Here is an 18,907-nt window from a genome sequence, read left to right as displayed (position 1 = left end):
GGTAAAACAGCCCGCCGGGCGGGCTGTTTTACCGAGGTATCAATTATTGGCCCGATTCTCAATCAACTGATCCACCACAGCGGGATCTGCCAGGGTTGAAGTATCCCCCAGGTTCTCCAGTTCATTGGCGGCAATTTTTCGCAAAATACGGCGCATGATTTTTCCCGACCGGGTCTTCGGTAGCCCCGGAGCCCAATGAATGACATCCGGTTTGGCAATTGCGCCAATTTCCTTTACACAAAGTGCCACCAGCTCCTTGCGCAAGTCATCCGATGGCTCGGCACCGTTCATCAGCGTGACATAGGCGTAGATACCCTGTCCCTTGATATCGTGCGGGTAACCGACCACCGCAGCCTCGGCCACATTGGCATGCAACACCAGAGCACTTTCCACCTCCGCAGTCCCCATGCGGTGCCCGGAAACATTCAGTACATCGTCCACCCGGCCGGTAATCCAATAGTGGCCATCGGCATCACGACGACCACCATCACCGGTAAAGTAATAACCTTTGTAGGGAGCAAAATAGGTTTCCCGGAAACGTTCCATATCTCCGTATACACCACGAATCTGGGCAGGCCAGGATGCCTTGATAGCCAGAACACCTTCACCGGGACCCTCGATTTCATGCCCGTCGGCATCCAGCAGTACGGGCTGTACGCCAAAAAATGGTACGGTCGCACAACCGGGCTTCATCAGCGTGGCACCGGGCAGAGGGGTCAGCATATGGGCACCGGTTTCTGTCTGCCACCAGGTATCGACAATTGGGCAACGACCGTCACCAACAACCCGGTAATACCACTCCCAGGCCTCAGGATTGATCGGCTCGCCAACCGTACCCAGCAATCGCAGGGAACTGAGGTCGGCCTGTTTGACATAATCATCACCGGCCCCCATCAGCGCACGAATGGCCGTGGGTGCAGTGTAAAAGATGGTGACCCTATGTTTCTCGACCACCTGCCAGAAACGGGAAGCATCGGGGTAAGTGGGAACGCCTTCAAATAACAGCGAAGTCCCGCCATTGCAGAGTGGACCATAGACAATATAACTGTGACCGGTAATCCAGCCCACATCGGCAGTACACCAGTAGATATCCTCATCTTTGTGATCGAATACATATTTGTGGGTCATGGCACACTGCAATAAATAACCGGCAGTGGTGTGCATCACGCCCTTTGGCATCCCGGTGGAGCCGGAAGTGTAGAGGATAAACAGTGGGTCCTCTGCATCCATCAGCTCTGGCGCACAGTAGTCATTCGCCTCCATCATTTCTTCGTGGTACCAGACATCGCGATTGTCATCCCACTCCACCAGAGAGCGAGTTCGCTCCACCACCAGACAGGTATGTACATTGGGACAACCCCGCAAAGCCTGGTCGGCATTGGCTTTCAATGGAATTTTCTTGCCGCCGCGCAGCCCTTCATCCGCTGTGATCAGCACCTGACAATCCGAATCGAGAATCCGGTCTTTCAGGGCATCAGGAGAAAATCCACCGAACACCACGGAGTGAACCGCGCCGATGCGCGCACAGGCCAGCATCGCATAGGCCGCCTCGGGGATCATCGGCATGTAAATACAGACTCGCTCACCCTTTTTTACACCCCGGGATTTCAGCACATTGGCCAGTTTGTTGACCTGTTCACTGAGATCGTTATAGGTGATATCAGTACTTTCCACCGGGTTATCACCTTCCCAGATCAATGCAACCTTGTCGCCGCGCTCCGCCAGATGACGATCTATACAGTTGACCGTCACATTCAGTTTGCCACCGGAAAACCAGCTGGCTTCACCGGTGTTGAAATCGTAATCACATACCTCATTCCAGCGTGTTTCCCAATCGAGAAACAGCTCAGCTTCCTTGGCCCAGAATTCATCCGGGTGCTCAATGGAATGGCGATACATGCGCTCGTAGGTTTCAGCATCGATATGCGCCTGGGTGGCGAAGTCGTCGGGGACGGGACGAACATTGGTTGCGGACATGAAATCCTCCCTCTCGTTATCAGTTCTATGGGGCCCAGATTAAAGGAGATGAAGCCTAGCATCTATTCGACCTTTGCATAACAAGTCACAGGGATTTTTCCAGGACAAAGCCCCATCCGACAAGCCGGGATAGATCTTAGCCGGAGATTATCCGGGCCAACGGTGCATGCTCACGTCCGAACCGGTGGGCGACTTGCGCAAGAAACAGCTCCGCTGTTGCGACAGCGTCCACCAGCGCATTATGGGCATGATAATCGGGCAGGTTGTAGCGGCGGCGACAATCCGACAACCGCAGACCCTGCCCGTGCTGACCTGTACTGTTGCGTTGCAGTCGCTGATTTTCGAGCACCAGGGTATCCACCACCATCGCCAGCAATGGCACGCCGTAAAGGCGCTGGCTGGCCTCCCGTAAAAAAGCCAGATCGAGTGCCGCGTAGTGAAGCAACAGCACCCTGCCCTGCAAAGCTTCCAGCAGACAATCCATGGCCTCGGACAGGGCGCTGGCACCGACCATATCCCTGTCGTGAATACCGTGGATCACAGCACTCTGACCAACGCCGAGGGGGCTGCTTACCAGAATGTGCCGGGCACCGGCCAGCATGACCCTCATATTGTCTATCGGTACGAAACCGATGCTCAGGATATGATCTGAGTCGGCCTCCATCCCGGTCATTTCAAGATCCACGGCCAGATAACTGCCCTGTCTGAAATCCGCTTTTCTGCACGGAGCAGCAGCTCGCAGGTACTCCCGCATCCGGCCATGCTGACACCGGGCCAGATGGCGCTTTTGCTTCAGTTGGTAAGTCCAACCGGCCAACATTACATCAATCCACGGGTAAACTTGACTCGCAACGCGGCCTGGGCGCTGGTCACGACCGCAAATGCATCCCTCAACTGGTGACGGGACAGGGATGATAGTGTTTTCGGATCGAGATAATTGTCCGGCTTGCTGCCCGCCTTCAACATCGCCCCCTGATGTTCCAGTCGCAATCGGGAAATAAACTCATGGGCATCGATCAGATTGCGGGCATCTTTCAAAGAAATCTGCCGGTTGGTAGCCGCTTCACGCAAACGGGCCAGTGTATGTATCTCAGTAGAGCCTGCGGCGAGCGCATGAATTCGGGCGATATCATTGATCGGCATGATGCCTCGCAACTTCATGTCAAACGCGTGTTTGTGCTCACCGCTGTGCTCCAGCACAAAATGTTTGAAAAAACCCATCGGAGGCGTCAGTTTCAAGGCGTTGGCAGTGAGGTTGGCCAGAAAAATTTCGTTCCCCCTGGCAGCGTTACAGACTGTCTTTTGCAGGTTCGCAAACAGGGCCTTGTCACCAAAAACACAGCGCATATCAAAGAAAATACTGGCATGCATCAGTGCTTTAGTGGACGGCTGATTAATCCAGCCCAGAAACTGTTTTTTCCAATCCGCCAGGGGTTGCCGCCAGCGATCTGTAATGGCCATCACTTCCCCGGGACAGTATTTGTAACCACAGCGATCCAGACCGTCGTTCACATAAGTCGCCAGTGCTTTAAAGTAGCTGTCGTCCTCCCCGGTCGCTCCGTCACTGAGTAGCAGGCCATTGTCCTGATCGGAAATCGCGGCCTGATCCTGCCGGCCCTGTGAACCGAAGGCTAACCAGGCAAAGGCCGTCGGCGCAGCACCCAGCTTGCCCATCGCCTGATGGATCAGTTGCCGGGTCAAGGCATCGGTCACAGTGGTCAGCAGACGGCCAACCTGGTCGGCACTGGCACCGGCCCGGATCAGGCTGCCCAACAATTCCGGAATATCCCGCGACACCCGTTGCAAACCGGCCACCGTTTCCTGGTGGCCAACTTCACCAATCAAGAGAACGGGATCCGCTTTCTGCGCCTTGATTAAATCGGTGGTGGTCATCATCCCGGCGGGATTGCCGTCACGAAGTACTGGCAAATGGTGAATATTGTGCTCAGTCATCAACAGTGTGGCTTCAAAGACCAGGCTCTCCGCTGAGACACTGACCAGATCCGTGGTCATGATGTCTGCCAGGGGGGTATCTGCACTGCGGCCTTCGGCAACCACACGGATACGCAAATCGCGGTCGGTGACCAGACCACACAACCGGCCTCCACCATCTACTACCATCACAGAGGATACCCGTTCAGCCGTCATCAACCTTGCCACCTCGGTAACAGTCTGATCGACAGACGCGATCACCGGCTCGCGGGAGCAGATATCACCAACCCGACGGGTGAGCTGATAACTCTGTTCGCGAAACCGCACGGCATGGCGCAAACGGTTGGCATGTGCCCGATTGAAGAAACGGTCAAAGGGTCGACTGGCAGAGCGCAGCTCCTGAAACAAATCCCCGTCGAGCTGGTAAACCAGCCCGTCCTCAATCACTGTCAGCTGGTTGGTGATGGCGTCGCCGGTCAGCAACGACGGGTAACCAAAGTAACCGCCGGGCTCCACCCGGTCGAGTAGCTGCCCCTCACTGTCTCGCACCTCAAAGGCACCCGTGCGAACCACATACAGACGCGGGCTGGAGTAATCGAGGATCGCACTGGGATCACCGGCGCGATAATAGGCAATCTGCACTTTGCTGGCAGCGTGACCGAGCACCTCCGCGGGAAGCTCATCAAAGGGTGGGCACCCGGCAAGAAATTCTCTGATTGCAGCCACTTCAACACTGACGGTCATAAAACCTGCCTCAACACAATTTCCCGTAACTCTAGCGGAAAGCCGTTACGCTAATAACTGCAAGTCCCTATTCTATTTGAAAGATAGCCTCCAGGGGGTATCTGCAACAATTAGGCGAAAGTGTAAGAAGAAATTGGCAGAGGCACTCACAGAACCCAACCGCCCCCTGCCACAAAAATCCTGGAACGGAAAATTCGTGACTTTCTGAAATAGCAGAGATAAGTTTTTGTTGTTGGGTAAAAGCATTAACCGGACTAACTCGGCTTGACACATCTATATGCCAGGCCGGTTAATCGGGACGACGACACAACCCTCAGATTCAACACCGGGAGATAGCTTTTTGGATGCAATCAAGCCGACCATACTGATCATTAATGCAGGCTCTTCCAGTATCCGCTTTGCCCAATACCGGGTTGGGGAGCCGTTGCAACAGATACTGCATGGCCGGGTTGAACGAATCGGCATCCCCGGAACCCGACTGATCGTCGAGGCCAATTCGGGCGAGACCGTCGACAGCACCATCGATATGCCCGCGGATCCCGCGGCAATGGCCGCGTTTTTTGTCGACTGGCTGGAATCATCGGGAGTCGTTTCATCGACTCGGGCGATCGGTCATCGACTGGTCCACGGCCTGTCTCATACCGAGCCGGAGCGAATTACCCCGGCACTGCTGGCCGAACTGGCAGGCATCAGTCACTTCGCACCAGAACATCTGCCCCGCGAGCTGGCGTTGATCGAGGCTTTGCAGGAACGTTTTCCCTCCCTGCCACAGGTGGCCTGCTTCGATACAGCGTTCCACACCAGCATGCCTCGGGTGGCACAACTGCTGCCCATTCCTCGCCGCTTCGAGGCGTTGGGCGTGCGACGCTATGGTTTTCACGGCCTGTCCTATAACTACCTGATGGAAGAACTGGTCAGCCTCGGCGACCCAGCGGCAACAGCAGGCCGGGTGATTCTTGCCCACCTCGGCAATGGCGCCAGCCTCGCCGCTGTCCGCAATGGCAAAAGCATTGATACCAGCATGGGATTCACGCCGACCTCCGGGTTGCCCATGAGCAGCCGTTCGGGGGATCTGGAACCCGGCGTGGCCAGCTATCTTGAGCAACGGGAGAATATCACTGCGACAGAATTCCAACAGCTTGCCAGTCGTGAATCCGGCCTGCTGGGCATTTCCGAAACCAGCGCTGATGTGCGGGAACTGCTGGCCAGGGAAGACACCGACAACCGGGCCCGGGAGGCGCTGGCACTGTTCTGCTACCAGACCAAAAAATGGCTAGGCGGCTATACCGCTGCTCTCGGGGGACTCGACACACTGGTTTTCAGCGGTGGTATCGGCGAGAACGCTCCGGCTATCCGCGCACGTATCTGCGAGGGACTCGGCTATCTCGGCATTACTCTGGCCCCCCAGGCCAATGCCGACAATGCTGCGGTGATCTCAACCGGAACCAGCGCGGTCACTGTGCGCGTGATTGCTACCGATGAAGCGCTGATTATCGCCAGATCTGTCCACCGCCTCCTGCAACTACCGCCCTGACGACCTACGGCCCGGCCGAGTGGTACTCAGTCAGGATCGTTCATACCCCACAGCCAACAGTGGCTGACGACCGGCTTTTTTGACTATGATGAATACTCTCACCAGGCAAGGGAACATTCTATGCAACACCGACATTCAGCGGACAGTGGCAAGGTGTGGAATCACCAGCCACTGACAGCGGAACATCTGCACAAAATCGATGCCTACTGGCGTGCAGCCAATTATCTGTCAGTGGGACAGATCTACCTGCTGGATAATCCGCTGCTCAGAGAACCGCTGGAACAGGCACATATCAAGCCCCGACTACTCGGCCACTGGGGCACGACACCCGGACTGAATTTTATTTACGTACATCTCAACCGGATCATCAAAGCGCTGGATCTCAACATCCTCTACATTACCGGCCCAGGCCACGGCGGACCGGGCATTGTGGCCAATACCTGGCTGGAAGGCACTTACAGTGAAACTTACCCGGAGGTCTCCCCGGATGAAATCGGGATGAAACGGCTGTTCAAGCAGTTCTCATTCCCCGGTGGGATTCCCAGTCATGTGGCGCCGGAAACCCCCGGCTCAATCCATGAGGGCGGCGAGCTTGGCTATGCGCTCTCCCACGCATTCGGCGCTGCGTTTGACAATCCGGATCTGATCGTGGCCTGCGTGGTGGGCGATGGCGAAGCAGAAACCGGCCCCCTGGCTACCAGCTGGCACTCCAACAAATTTCTGAATCCCGTGCACGACGGCGCAGTTCTGCCCATCCTGCACCTGAACGGTTATAAGATTGCCGGGCCTACCGTACTGGCCAGAATTCCCCACGATGAGCTGGAAGCATTGTTTACAGGCTACGGTTACAAACCCTACTTTGTGGAAGGTAACGCCCCGGAGGCGATGCATCAACAGATGGCGGCAACACTCGACAGTGCCATCGCCGAGATCAACCGGATTCAGGCTGAAGCCCGCAGCAACGGCTTTAAAGTGCGCCCCCGCTGGCCAATGATCATTCTTCGCTCCCCAAAAGGCTGGACGGGTCCAGAAACTGTCGATGACAAACCTGCCGAGGGCACCTTCCGCGCCCACCAGGTACCCATGGGAGATATGCGTCATCCCGGGCACCTCGAAATACTGGAAAACTGGTTGCGGAGTTACCGACCCGAGGAACTGTTTGACCAACAGGGCAAACTCATCGATGACTTGGCGGCACTGGCACCCAAGGGTGAACGCCGTATGGGTGCCAACCCACACAGCAATGGTGGCCTGCTGCTGAAGGATCTGATCCTGCCGGATTTCAGAGACTATGCCGTCGCGGTGGAAACACCCGGTGGAGTGGACTGTGAATCCACTCGGGTGCAGGGACAGTTTATTCGCGATGTCATCACCCACAACCCGGAAAACTTTCGGGTATTCAGCCCGGATGAAACCAATTCAAACCGCTGGAATGCGGTATTCGAGGTGACCAACCGATGTTCCACAGCAGAAATTCTGCCCGGTGACGAGCATGTGGCAGCCGATGGCCGAATCATGGAAATGCTCAGCGAGCACCAGTGTGAAGGTTGGCTGGAAGGCTATCTGCTGACCGGGCGCCACGGCTTTTTTTCCTGCTATGAGGCATTTATTCACATTGTCGACTCCATGTTCAACCAGCATGCCAAATGGCTGGATGTGGCTGGCGATATCGCCTGGCGACCACCGATAGCGTCCCTCAATTACCTGCTCTCATCCCATGTCTGGCGTCAGGACCACAATGGTTTCAGTCATCAGGATCCGGGGTTTATTGACGTGGTTGCCAATAAGCAGGCCAAAATCATCCGCGTCTATCTGCCGCCGGATGCCAATACCCTGCTGTCGGTGACCGATCACTGCCTGCGCAGCCGCAACTACGTTAATGTCATCGTGGCCGGCAAGCAGTCTGCACCCCAATGGCTGACCATGGATCAGGCAGTCAAACACTGTTCCGCCGGTATTGGCATCTGGTCCTGGGCTGGCAGTGAGGGGGAAGAAGAACCGGATGTCGTGATGGCCTGCTGCGGCGATGTTCCTACCCTGGAGACACTGGCAGCGGTATCAATCCTGCGTGAATCATTGCCGGCAGTGAAAATCCGGGTCGTCAATGTGGTAGATCTAATGCGCCTGTTACCGGACAGCAAACATCCCCACGGTTTAAGCGATGCCAACTTCGATGCCCTGTTTACGGCGGACAAACCAGTTATTTTTGCCTACCACGGCTACCCACTGCTGATTCACCGGCTCACCTATCGGCGCCATAATCACCAGAACCTCTATGTTCGGGGATTTCAGGAGGAAGGCTCCACCACCACACCCTTTGACATGACGGTTCGAAACAGGATGGACCGCTTCCATCTGGCAATAGATGTCATTGATTACCTGCCCCAGACCGGCCAACAGGGTAGCGAATTAAAGCGACAACTCCATACCAAGTTGACCGAGCACAAGGCTTACATCAATGAATACGGGCAGGATATGCCGGAGGTGCTCAACTGGCGATGGACGTGAGCTGAAACAACGTCGTAACGACCTGTTTACACCTGGCGAAGTCATCACCGCATGTCGATCCCAGTTTGTAGAGTAAACGCTGGGTTGGCAGGGAGTCGTTTAGCACTGTATAAAAGTATTGCTTTAACCACTGAAAATAATCGTTGAGACTGAACAATAAAATAATAGGAGTGAGGATGGACATCAAAACCTTTGCCGAACTGATCGACTGGACCCGCCAACTGCATGCGCATTTGGCACATTGTCTCGATAAGGGTATCGGCGAGAATCAGGAAGAACGTGCCAAATTATTACTTGCCTATCTGTCGAATCACGAAGCAGAGATGGAGAGAATGGTCGCTCAATTTGAGCAGCAGGCAGATCAGAAAGCCATGCGGACCTATGTTTACGACTATTTGTCACACCAACCAATCAAGATCTCCCAACCTTGCGAAATCCCTTTTGGTAAGCTGGGTTTTGATGACATTTGTCAGGAGGTTTTTAGCCTGCACGAGCAGATGATTGAGCTTTACCGGACACTATCCAGTAAAGCGGAAATTCCCGAAGCCAGAGGCCTGCTGGAATCGTTACTCGAAATGGAGGAACACGAAGTGATGCGGCTGGCTACCCAGACAGGGAGAATGAGCGATCTCTGATATAACCGAAACCACTGAAGCAGAAACAAAAGATCCCGTCTGTGGCATGACCGTCAACCCACGGGAAGCCAGGCATTTTTCCCAACATGCGGGTAAAACCTGGTATTTCTGTGCCGCCCGCTGCCGGGAAAAGTTCGAGAACGATCCCACACAGTATCTGGACGGCTCGCCCACAGAACAAAAGACCCTGCCCGGGGCACTCTTTACCTGCCCCATGCACCCTGAGATTCAACAGCAGGGACCCGGCGATTGCCCGATCTGCGGGATGGCGCTAGAGCCGGAAGAAATCACCGCCGACAGTGAACCCTCGGCAGAACTACTCGATATGAACCGGCGCTTCTGGCTTGGGTTGATGTTGGCGCTACCGGTCTTTATCCTCGAAATGAGCAGCCACTTCTTCCACACCGACAGTCTGATATCACCACAGGTTTCCAACTGGGTGCAATTGCTACTCGCTACTCCTGTGGTGCTGTGGGCGGGATGGCCATTCTTCCAGCGTGGCTGGAATTCCATTTTACGTCGCAACCTGAACATGTTTACCCTGATTGCCATCGGCACCGGAGCTGCCTGGCTATACAGCCTGTTTGCCACACTGGCACCAGATCTCTTTCCTACGGCGTTCCGCCAACAGGATGGTTCAGTTGCCGTCTATTTTGAGGCCGCTGCCGTGATTATCGTACTGGTGTTGCTGGGCCAGGTACTCGAATTGCGTGCCCGGGAAAAAACCTCCGGGGCCATTCGTGCCCTATTGAATCTGGCGCCAACCACAGCGCGACGGCTGGATGACCAAGGCAATGAGGCGACTATCCCGCTCGAACAGGTAAAGGTGGGAGACCGTCTCAGAGTTCGCCCCGGCGACAAAGTGCCGCTGGATGGTGAGGTGCTAGAGGGCCGCTCCAATATCGATGAATCGATGGTGACCGGCGAACCCCTGGCCGCCAAAAAACAGTCGGGTGACACGGTTGTTGGCGGCAGTATCAACGGCCAGGGTTCATTCATCATGCGTGCTGATAAAATCGGTCGGGACACTATGCTGTCACAGATTGTCCAGATGGTGGCCAGTGCCCAGCGTACGCGCGCGCCCATTCAGGGTCTGGCAGACAAGGTTGCCGGGATTTTTGTACCGGTCGTAATCCTCGTTGCCCTCATCGCGTTTATTGTCTGGTCGATATGGGGCCCCACCCCGCCGATGGCATTTGCCCTCATCGCAGCCGTCAGTGTTCTGATTATTGCCTGCCCCTGCGCATTGGGGTTGGCCACACCGATGTCAATCATGGTGGGAGTCGGGCGCGGGGCACAGGCCGGCGTCCTGATTCGCAATGCCGAAGCACTGGAACGACTGGAAAAAGTGGATACCGTGGTGATCGACAAAACCGGCACGCTGACGGAAGGCAGACCTCAGGTAACCGGCATCCATCCTGCTTCGGGCTTTGATCGAGATACCTTACTGCGACTTGGTGCCAGCCTGGAGCGATCAAGCGAACACCCCCTGGCGGAGGCTATGCTGACAAAAGCCGGTGAGCTGGAATTGACCCTGTCCGAACCCGAGGATTTTCAGGCCCTCAATGGCAAGGGTGTCACCGGCAGGATTGAGGGCACACAGATTGTCCTGGGCAATCGTCTGTTGATGGAAGGCGAAGCTATCGATCTGTCAGCCTGCGCCGACAGTGCCGAGGCACTTCGCCATGACGGCGCCACCGTCATTTTTATCGCCGTCAATGGTCAATATGCAGGCTTGTTTGCGATAGCAGATCCCATCAAGGAAACCACTGCAGCCGCCATTCGTGCCTTACAACATGACGGCCTTCGCGTGGTCATGCTGACGGGTGACAGCCGCACATCAGCGGAGGCCATCGCCCGCCAATTGAATATCGATGAGGTAGAAGCCGAGGTTCTACCCGAGGATAAAAGCCTCGCTGTACGCCGCCTGCAGGACCAGAAGCGCATTGTGGTCATGGTCGGTGATGGCGTGAACGATGCACCGGCTCTGGCCAGCGCTGATGTGGGAATCGCGATGGGCACCGGCACCGATGTCGCCATCGAAAGCGCTGGGGTAACGCTGCTGAGAGGTGATCTGATGGGTATTGTCGATGCCTGCAGGCTGTCTCGCGCCACCATGCGCAACATCCGCCAGAACCTGTTTTTTGCCTTTGCCTATAACGCCGCCGGAGTGCCAATTGCCGCGGGCATCCTCTACCCGTTCACCGGATTGCTGTTATCACCGATCATTGCCGCAGCGGCGATGTCCCTGTCATCAGTCAGCGTGATTGGCAATGCCCTGCGCCTGAGAGCCGTCAAGCTCAGCTGACAGGGCATTTTATTCACGGGCTAGAACATCAAGGCCACACCCAGTGACAGGGTAAAATGATCCCGGCGCTCATCGTTATTGTTAGCGATAGAGGACGTGCCGCCGAATTTCCAGTCGTAGCGGAAATCCACATAGGGCGACCATTCCCGGGTAATTTCGTAATTCAAACGCACACCCAGTCGTCCATTGGTCAGGCCCTGACCCAGTGACTGTCGCGCCACCCGCTGAGCGGCCATTTCCAGCCGGTAGTAGGGCTCAATACCCACCCGTTGCGTCACCAGCAGATGGGTGCTCTGTTTCAACCGGGCCGTGATATGGCCGTAGTCGCTGACAAACAGGTGGGCCTGAGTTTTCAGGAAGTAAGGTGCCAGGCCACTGACCCCTAGGGTGAAGTACCCCGTGGAATCGGGCTGGGTATCCAGGCGAATGCCGGTCTGAAAGTCCCAGAATTCGCTGACATTGCGGCTGTACATCGCCCAGAACTCACTCTCTTGCAGAGTGCCCTTGTGCTGTTTGATATCCGTTTTTAGCCACAGTTTGTGCCTGTCGCCACCGATCCAGCCATCCAGTTCAACATCGGTAACACTATTTTCACTACCACCACCGTGCTGTGCCTCGAGCCAAAAAGCGTGAAATACCGGACTTGGATGATGTGCATAATCGGCCCACACAGCTGCTGGCATCAGCAGCATACCCACTAACGCAGAACAACACCGTTGCCTAATGCCCATGATGCTTGCCTCCATGCTGACTAACTTCATGGTCCCCGGATGGAGGGGATTCCTGGCCCGTATCGGATAAGGTAGCGGCTTTCTGTCCAGCCTCCGCATCGTATTCCGCCACCACCAGTTTGGTCATCATGCCAGCGGCCATATGGAACAGCAGGTGACAATGGAAGGCCCATTCGCCGGGCTCGTCTGCTGTCAGCAATACGGAATAGGATTTTCCCGGTGGCACATTCACGGTATGTTTATTGGGCAATCGCTCGGCGGGCTGACCGTTATCCAGCTGGACAAACATGCCATGGAGATGCATGGGATGGGCCATCATGGAGGTGTTTTCAAACGTCAGTTTGACGCGCTCACCATAACGCAGTTGCAGGGGTTTGAAACCTTCGTCACCAAACTTGTGACCATTGATGGTCCAGATGAAGCGCGTCATGGAACCGCCCAGACTGACCACAATCTCCCGCTCCGGTGGACGGGTATCCGTCTGCTGTTGCAAAGACCTCAGATCGGCATAACTCAGGGCCTTATGGCCTGGCGGAGTACCGGCATCGGACCAGCCACTGCCCGCCGAAACTGTATTTTCCTGCTGCGCCATACCGTGATCAGCATGGTCTGTCATGGCAACCTTGCCGGTTCCATCTGCATCATGCGCCTCACCGTGTCCCATACCCATGTCCCCCATAGTCAACAATGCACGCGGACGGGATTCCGGTTCTGGACCTCGCATCCCGTTGCGGGGAGCCAGGGTGCCCATGGCAAAACCGGTGCGATCAATGGCTTCTGCGGCAATGGTAAAGGCGGTGTCGGTGGTCGGTCTGACAAGCACGTCATAGGTCTCCGCCACGGCAAAGCGAAATTCATCTACGGTGACAGGCTCAACATATTGGCCATCTGCCTGCACCACATCCATTGTCAGGCCGGGGATGCGGACGTCATACATGGACATGGCCGAGGCATTGATAAAACGCAGCCGGACAGTTTCGCCGGGATTGAATAAACCGGTCCAGTTTTGCGCCGGTGTCTGGCCATTGATGAGAAAGGTATAGCCACTGACATCCGCGATATCGGTGGGCGACATCCGCATCTCACCCCAATCGGCAGCCCATTGCCAGGCGTCGGCCAGACCGCGGTTGCGCACATCATCCAGAAAATCACCGATGGTGCGCTGGGAGTAGTTGTAATAGTGTGGATCTTTCTTCAAATTCGCCATGATCTGCGAACTGGCTTCTTCACTGAAATCAGACAGCAACACCACATAATCCCGATCCGCCTGAATCAGATTGTGGTCGTCGGGATGTACAATCAGGGCACCGTAGTGGCCATCCTGTTCCTGGGTGCCACTGTGGGCGTGATACCAGTATGTACCGTTTTGCCGAAGCTCAAATCGATAGGTAAAAGTTTCCCCCGGTGCAATACCGGGATAACCGCTGAAGCCCGGCACACCATCCATTGCCGGCGGTAGCAGCAATCCGTGCCAGTGGACCGAGCTCGGCACCTTCATTTTATTGGTAACATGAATCACGGCTGTACCACCTTCAGTGAATTCCAGCACAGGCCCGGGAATGCTGCCGTTAACAGTAATACGCTGTAACGGCTTGCCTGTGATATTGACTGTCTGTCGGTCAATTTCCAGGTGATACTCAGTGATATTGGCGACGGCATTGATGGCGATCATGAACATCCAGAAAGCCGTCAACAGCCTTGAAAATAATGACATTTGTTCAATCCTCAGATGAATTGTCCTGCAGTACCTCGGGGAGGTGTTTTTAACAGCGGACAATCAGCTTCGGGGAGGGCGATCAAGTCGATGGGGACCAGCATTCAGCAGGTTCTGCCGAAGCGGTGTCTGGGCGGGATGATGAGGTAAAGACAACCAGGCGGTCAGGGGATTAATGCCTATCGGCGTCAAATGGCAACCCTGGGTCACGCAATGGCAGATATCAGACATGCAGCTGTGGTTATTACCGTTTGCGTGCTGCATCCCGGCAGGATGCGCGGATTCAGACTCGCAGGGCATTTCTGTACTATGGGATAACTCCGCCCTTTGCGACAGGTCATGACGACTGTCCATACTGGCGTGAGCGGTATTCACCAGCACCGACAAAAGAAAGGCGGTGATGACCCAGAGAGCCCAGTGTGTTTTGGTGACAGACATGGGAATACTATGGCTTGCTGCCTGGCTTTTATCAAGGGGGGCGGCTAGGGGGATGATGCTGAGCCATTGGCTGTTATGGCATCTGTAATCGCCGGTAACTCCTCGCCTACATACTTACTGACGACTATTGCTTCCCTATAATTCAACCTGAAACAAACATTGGAGTATTGGACGTTGCTGGACATCACGAAAAAAATTGCCATTCCCGACGAAGAAATTGAACTGACGGCCATTCGCTCCCAGGGAGCCGGTGGACAGAACGTCAACAAGGTCTCTTCGGCGATACACCTGCGTTTCGACATCAACGCATCGTCCCTGCCCGATGACTACAAGCAACAGCTGCTGGTCACGAGGGACCGCCGGATTAATAAAGAGGGCGTGATTGTGATCAAGGCTCAGCAATTCCGTACCCAGGAAAAAAACCGGCTGGATGCCCTGGAACGCTTGAAAGACGTTATTCTTTCCGCCACTGCAGTCAAGAAAACACGCATACCCACCCGGGCGACAAAAGCCTCCAAAACCCGGCGAGTGGACAACAAAACCCAGCGCGGCAAGACGAAGGCCCTGCGCGGCAAAGTCATCGATTAGAAAAAATCAGATTATTTAATTTATACCGTTGTCCCGACCTCCTCCCATTCAAAAATACCTGCCACCCTGCTCAAAAAACCTGATCTCTCCGAGGGCCCGTTTTTGGACATTCATGGTCAGGACTCCTATGCTTGTCTTTCAATAGAAAAACAGAAGGATCCCGCTATGAGTGAAATTACCAGCTTCTGGAACCAGTACGAAGGCCCTGTTTTGCTCTTCCTGGTGGCCGTTTTATACCTGCTCGTTTTTTATATCGCAGCACGGATTGTCAAAAGCTTGTCACATCGGCTGCTGCTGAAAACCGATCTGGATAACCGGTTCACCCGCACGGTCGGGCTAAATGATGACTTCCCCGTGGAGAAAGTCATCTCCACGACGGCCTTCTGGATCATCATGATCTTTGGCTTTATCTCCTTCTTTGAAAAGCTCGATCTTCAATCAGTGACGCAGCCATTAAATGTGTTGCTGACCGAGATTTTTACCTACCTACCAAAATTTGCTGCAGCACTCGGTCTGCTGCTGCTCGCCTGGGTCCTGGCAGCGCTCGTGAAAAAAGCCATTGAGAAAGGCGCCACACTGGGCAAACTGGACGAGCGCCTCAACAAGCTTGAGCACGATGAGGAAGACAAGGTAACCGTGAGTCAATCTCTGGCTACCGCCGGTTACTGGCTGGTATTTCTGCTCTTCCTGCCAATGGTGCTGAGCGCCTTGCAGATGGAAAGTCTGGTCGCCCCTCTGCAAAGCATGTTCGACAAGCTGTTCAGCTACCTGCCCAATATCCTCTCGGCACTGCTGATCTTCGCCATTGGTTATTTCGTAGCCAAGCTGGTAAGACAGATTGTCAGTAGCCTGCTGGCCGCCTCTGGCATCGACCGACTAAGCGAGAAGTCCGGTATTCAGCAGAAATGTTCCACACTGGTTGGCACACTGATTTACACTTTCATTTTGCTGCTGGTGATTGTGCAATCGCTGGAAGCCCTGAAGATCGCAGCTATTTCCACGCCCGCGCAAAACATGATTGATATGATTTTTGCTGCCGTGCCTGGCATCCTTGCGGCCGTGCTGGTGCTCGCCATCTCTTACTATGTGGGCAAGCTGATTGCCAGTCTGGTGACGGATCTACTGACAGCAGCCGGGTTCAATCAATTAATTGAAAAGCTCGGCTTCAAGATGGGACTGGAGCGTACCCCGAGTCAGTATGCAGGCAGCCTGGTGCTGCTGGGTATTATCCTGTTCGCGATTCTGGGTGCCACTGAGTTACTGAGCTTTGAACCCCTCAGCCAGATTGTGACCGTCATGATCAGTTTCGCCGTTCAGGTACTGTTGGGTGCACTGATTCTGGCTATCGGTATTTTCATTGCCAGAAAAGTACGGCTGTTGATTATCGAGGCGGGAATGCCCTCTGCAGCAGGCAACCTTGCCAGCCTTGCCATCATGTTTCTGACCATTGCCATGGCGCTGCGTCAGATCGGCCTTGCGCAGGACATCATCAATATTGCCTTTGGCCTGATGCTTGGTGCGGTTGCTGTCGGCGCAGCCATTGCGATTGGCCTGGGCAGTAAGGAGATCGCTGGCAGAGAAGTTCAGTCACTGCTGGATCGCGTCAAGAAATAACGGTCTGACCAGTTCTGCAATTACCCACCGGGACAACCCGGTGGTTTTTTTTTGGACGATAAGATAAAAAAGGCCGCTCATAGAGCGGCCCAAAGGGGAAAATAATATCTAGTGATCCTGTGCCTGCCCGGCGCCCTTGGGATAACGCAGGCTTTCCACCAGTTCCTTGATGTGGTCCGGCGCTTCTCTGGTCAACTTCAATGCGATAAAGGCCACCACAAAGTTGAAGATCATGCCCAACGTACCGATGCCTTCCGGGGACACTCCCAACCACCAGTTGTCCGGGGTATTCGCTGCCGGATTAATGAACTTAAAGTAAACAATATAAGCAGCCGTAAACGTAATGCCTGTCAGCATGCCGGCGATGGCCCCCTCCTTGTTCATTTTCTTGTAGAAAATACCCAGAATAATGGCCGGGAAGAAACTGGATGCGGCAAGGCCGAAGGCAAATGCCACCACCTCCGCCACAAAGCCCGGCGGATTGATACCCAGGTAGGCGGCCACGGCTATACCACAGGCGGCAGCAATCCGGGCATAGAGCAGTTCCTGCTTGTCAGTGATGTTGGGCATCAGGTTTCTTTTCAGCAGGTCGTGGGATATGGAGGTGGAAATCACCAGTAGCAAACCCGCAGAGGTCGACAGGGCCGCAGCCACACCACCCGCTGCCACCAGTGCGATCACCCAGGCGGGCAGTTTGGCGATTTCGGGATTGGCCATGACGATAATATCGCGGTCAATCGCCATTTCGTTGCGCTCATCACCGGCATAGAACATCCGTCCGTCGTCGTTTTTGTCTTCCCAGCCAATCAGCCCGGTTTGCTCCCAGTTTTTGATCCACCCGGGGGCCTGCTCATAGGCGACACCCTGACCTTCCGGACCGTTAATGGTCTCGATCATGTTGACGCGTGCGAAAGAGGCGATCGCCGGTGCGGTGGTGTACAGGATAGCGATGAAGACCAGCGCCCAACCCGCGGAAAGACGGGCATCCGAGACTTTCGGCACCGTGAAGAAACGCACGATGACATGCGGCAGACCGGCGGTACCCACCATCAGGGCAAAGGTAATAAAGAACACATCAATCGTGCTCTTGGTCCCCGAGGTGTACTCATTGAAGCCGAGCTCCGTCGACAGGCCATTCAGTTTGTCCATCAGATAGACACCCGACCCGTCGGCAAGCGTGCCGCCAAAACCCAACTGGGGCACAGGGTTTCCCGTCATCATCACGGAGATAAAAATTGCCGGGACCAGGTAGGCAAAAATCAGCACACAGTACTGGGCTACCTGGGTATAGGTAATACCTTTCATGCCACCGAGCACGGCGTAAAAAAAGACCACGCACATCCCCAGTAGGACACCGGTAACGATATCCACTTCGAGAAAGCGCGAGAAGACCACACCGACACCGCGCATTTGCCCCGCCACATAGGTGAACGAAACAAAAATGGCACAGATGACAGCCACCGTTCTGGCGGTCTGGGAGTAATAACGATCACCGATAAAATCCGGCACGGTAAATTTGCCGAATTTTCTCAGGTAGGGAGCCAGGCAAAGCGCCAGCAGCACGTAGCCTCCTGTCCAACCCATCAGATAGACACTTCCGTCATACCCGATAAACGAGATCAGCCCCGCCATGGAGATAAAGGATGCAGCAGACATCCAGTCCGCTGCCGTGGCCATACCATTGGCCACCGGAGGAACCCCGCCACCGGCAACATAAAACTCCTTGGTGGAGCCCGCCCTGGCCCAGATCGCAATACCGATATACAACGCGAAACTGAGACCCACCAGTAAAAATGTCCAGGTTTGAATACCCATACCCATGCCCCTACTCTTCGTCTTCTTGAACGTTGTACTTGCGATCCAGTGCCCGCATCTTCAACACATAAACGAAGATCAGCACCACAAATACATAGATGGAACCCTGCTGGGCAAACCAGAAACCAAGCTTGAAACCGAATAACTGGATGTTATTCAGCTGCTCGACCAACAGAATGCCAAACCCGAATGAAACGGTGAACCAGATCACCAGCAGCGTGATCAGCAACCGCAGGTTCTCCTTCCAGTATGCTTGTGCATGTTCATTAGTTTCGAAGCTCATAAATTTTTCTCCACTCCCGTTGTTTATCTTTTAATAGCGGACACTGCCAAGTTAATCCCGTCGTGTCCCTGTGTCTCTGCAACCTT

At 54.8% G+C, this 18,907-nt stretch carries 14 protein-coding genes; 6 read left to right on the top strand and 8 right to left on the bottom strand.

Going from position 1 to position 18,907, the window contains the following annotated elements; genetic code table 11:
• Positions 1–39: 39 nt before the first annotated feature.
• The 3 genes from acs to AACZ64_RS08830 form a co-directional block, all read right to left on the bottom strand.
• Positions 40–1,977, bottom strand: coding sequence for an acetate--CoA ligase (gene acs / locus AACZ64_RS08840; protein ID WP_339639894.1), 1,938 nt, complete (start codon positions 1,975–1,977; stop codon positions 40–42).
• Between the two features lie 136 nt (positions 1,978–2,113).
• Entirely contained in the window at positions 2,114–2,797 is a 684-nt protein-coding gene (locus tag AACZ64_RS08835) for an exonuclease domain-containing protein (protein WP_293614915.1), read from the bottom strand.
• The gene (locus AACZ64_RS08830) at positions 2,797–4,653 is read right to left on the bottom strand and encodes a putative nucleotidyltransferase substrate binding domain-containing protein (RefSeq protein WP_293614916.1); all 1,857 of its coding nucleotides are present in this window, start codon (positions 4,651–4,653) and stop codon (positions 2,797–2,799) included. The genes AACZ64_RS08835 and AACZ64_RS08830 overlap by 1 nt, the downstream gene beginning before the upstream one ends.
• A 340-nt stretch (positions 4,654–4,993) precedes the next feature.
• Between AACZ64_RS08830 and AACZ64_RS08825 the strand changes: the two genes are divergently transcribed.
• The 4 genes from AACZ64_RS08825 (at position 4,994) to AACZ64_RS08810 (ending at position 11,638) form a co-directional block, all read left to right on the top strand.
• Positions 4,994–6,187 carry an acetate/propionate family kinase gene (locus tag AACZ64_RS08825; protein ID WP_293614917.1) on the top strand — a complete coding sequence of 398 codons (1,194 nt, stop codon included), beginning with the start codon at positions 4,994–4,996 and terminating at the stop codon, positions 6,185–6,187.
• A gap of 120 nt (positions 6,188–6,307) precedes the next feature.
• Positions 6,308–8,695: a phosphoketolase family protein gene (locus AACZ64_RS08820; protein ID WP_293614918.1), complete on the top strand. Its 2,388-nt coding sequence runs from the start codon at positions 6,308–6,310 to the stop codon at positions 8,693–8,695.
• Positions 8,696–8,871: 176 nt separating this feature from the next.
• Positions 8,872–9,330: an ATPase gene (locus tag AACZ64_RS08815; RefSeq protein ID WP_293614919.1), complete on the top strand. Its 459-nt coding sequence runs from the start codon at positions 8,872–8,874 to the stop codon at positions 9,328–9,330.
• The gene (locus AACZ64_RS08810; RefSeq protein ID WP_293614972.1) at positions 9,323–11,638 is read left to right on the top strand and encodes a heavy metal translocating P-type ATPase; all 2,316 of its coding nucleotides are present in this window, start codon (positions 9,323–9,325) and stop codon (positions 11,636–11,638) included. The genes AACZ64_RS08815 and AACZ64_RS08810 overlap by 8 nt, the downstream gene beginning before the upstream one ends.
• Positions 11,639–11,658: 20 nt before the next feature.
• On the opposite strand, the gene AACZ64_RS08805 is transcribed toward AACZ64_RS08810, so the two are convergent.
• From AACZ64_RS08805 to AACZ64_RS08795, 3 genes are all read right to left on the bottom strand, one after another.
• On the bottom strand, positions 11,659–12,321 hold the full coding sequence (locus AACZ64_RS08805) for a copper resistance protein B (RefSeq protein WP_293614920.1): 663 nt from the start codon (positions 12,319–12,321) through the stop codon (positions 11,659–11,661).
• 37 nt (positions 12,322–12,358) lie between these two features.
• Positions 12,359–14,083, bottom strand: coding sequence for a copper resistance system multicopper oxidase (locus AACZ64_RS08800; RefSeq protein ID WP_293614921.1), 1,725 nt, complete (start codon positions 14,081–14,083; stop codon positions 12,359–12,361).
• Positions 14,084–14,146: 63 nt separating this feature from the next.
• The gene (locus AACZ64_RS08795; protein WP_293614922.1) at positions 14,147–14,521 is read right to left on the bottom strand and encodes a hypothetical protein; all 375 of its coding nucleotides are present in this window, start codon (positions 14,519–14,521) and stop codon (positions 14,147–14,149) included.
• A gap of 174 nt (positions 14,522–14,695) precedes the next feature.
• On the opposite strand from AACZ64_RS08795, the gene arfB reads away from it, so the two are divergent.
• Both arfB and AACZ64_RS08785 read left to right on the top strand, forming a co-directional pair.
• Complete coding sequence (gene arfB / locus AACZ64_RS08790; RefSeq protein WP_293614923.1) at positions 14,696–15,109, top strand: alternative ribosome rescue aminoacyl-tRNA hydrolase ArfB; 414 nt, start codon at positions 14,696–14,698, stop codon at positions 15,107–15,109.
• 165 nt (positions 15,110–15,274) lie between these two features.
• The gene (locus AACZ64_RS08785) at positions 15,275–16,723 is read left to right on the top strand and encodes a mechanosensitive ion channel (RefSeq protein ID WP_272981029.1); all 1,449 of its coding nucleotides are present in this window, start codon (positions 15,275–15,277) and stop codon (positions 16,721–16,723) included.
• Positions 16,724–16,831: 108 nt separating this feature from the next.
• Here AACZ64_RS08785 and AACZ64_RS08780 read toward each other — a convergent pair whose 3' ends face one another.
• Positions 16,832–18,538, bottom strand: a complete 1,707-nt coding sequence (locus AACZ64_RS08780; RefSeq protein ID WP_339639893.1) for a sodium:solute symporter family protein — start codon at positions 18,536–18,538, stop codon at positions 16,832–16,834.
• A gap of 10 nt (positions 18,539–18,548) precedes the next feature.
• Positions 18,549–18,821 (bottom strand): DUF4212 domain-containing protein, encoded by a 273-nt coding sequence (locus AACZ64_RS08775; RefSeq protein WP_272981504.1) that lies wholly within the window; start codon positions 18,819–18,821, stop codon positions 18,549–18,551.
• Positions 18,822–18,907 lie beyond the last annotated feature (86 nt).

Origin of the sequence: uncultured Porticoccus sp., from assembly GCF_963975625.1 — a bacterium.
Taxonomy (GTDB): Bacteria; Pseudomonadota; Gammaproteobacteria; order Pseudomonadales; family Porticoccaceae; genus Porticoccus.
This window is presented reverse-complemented; position numbering and strand designations above follow the sequence as displayed.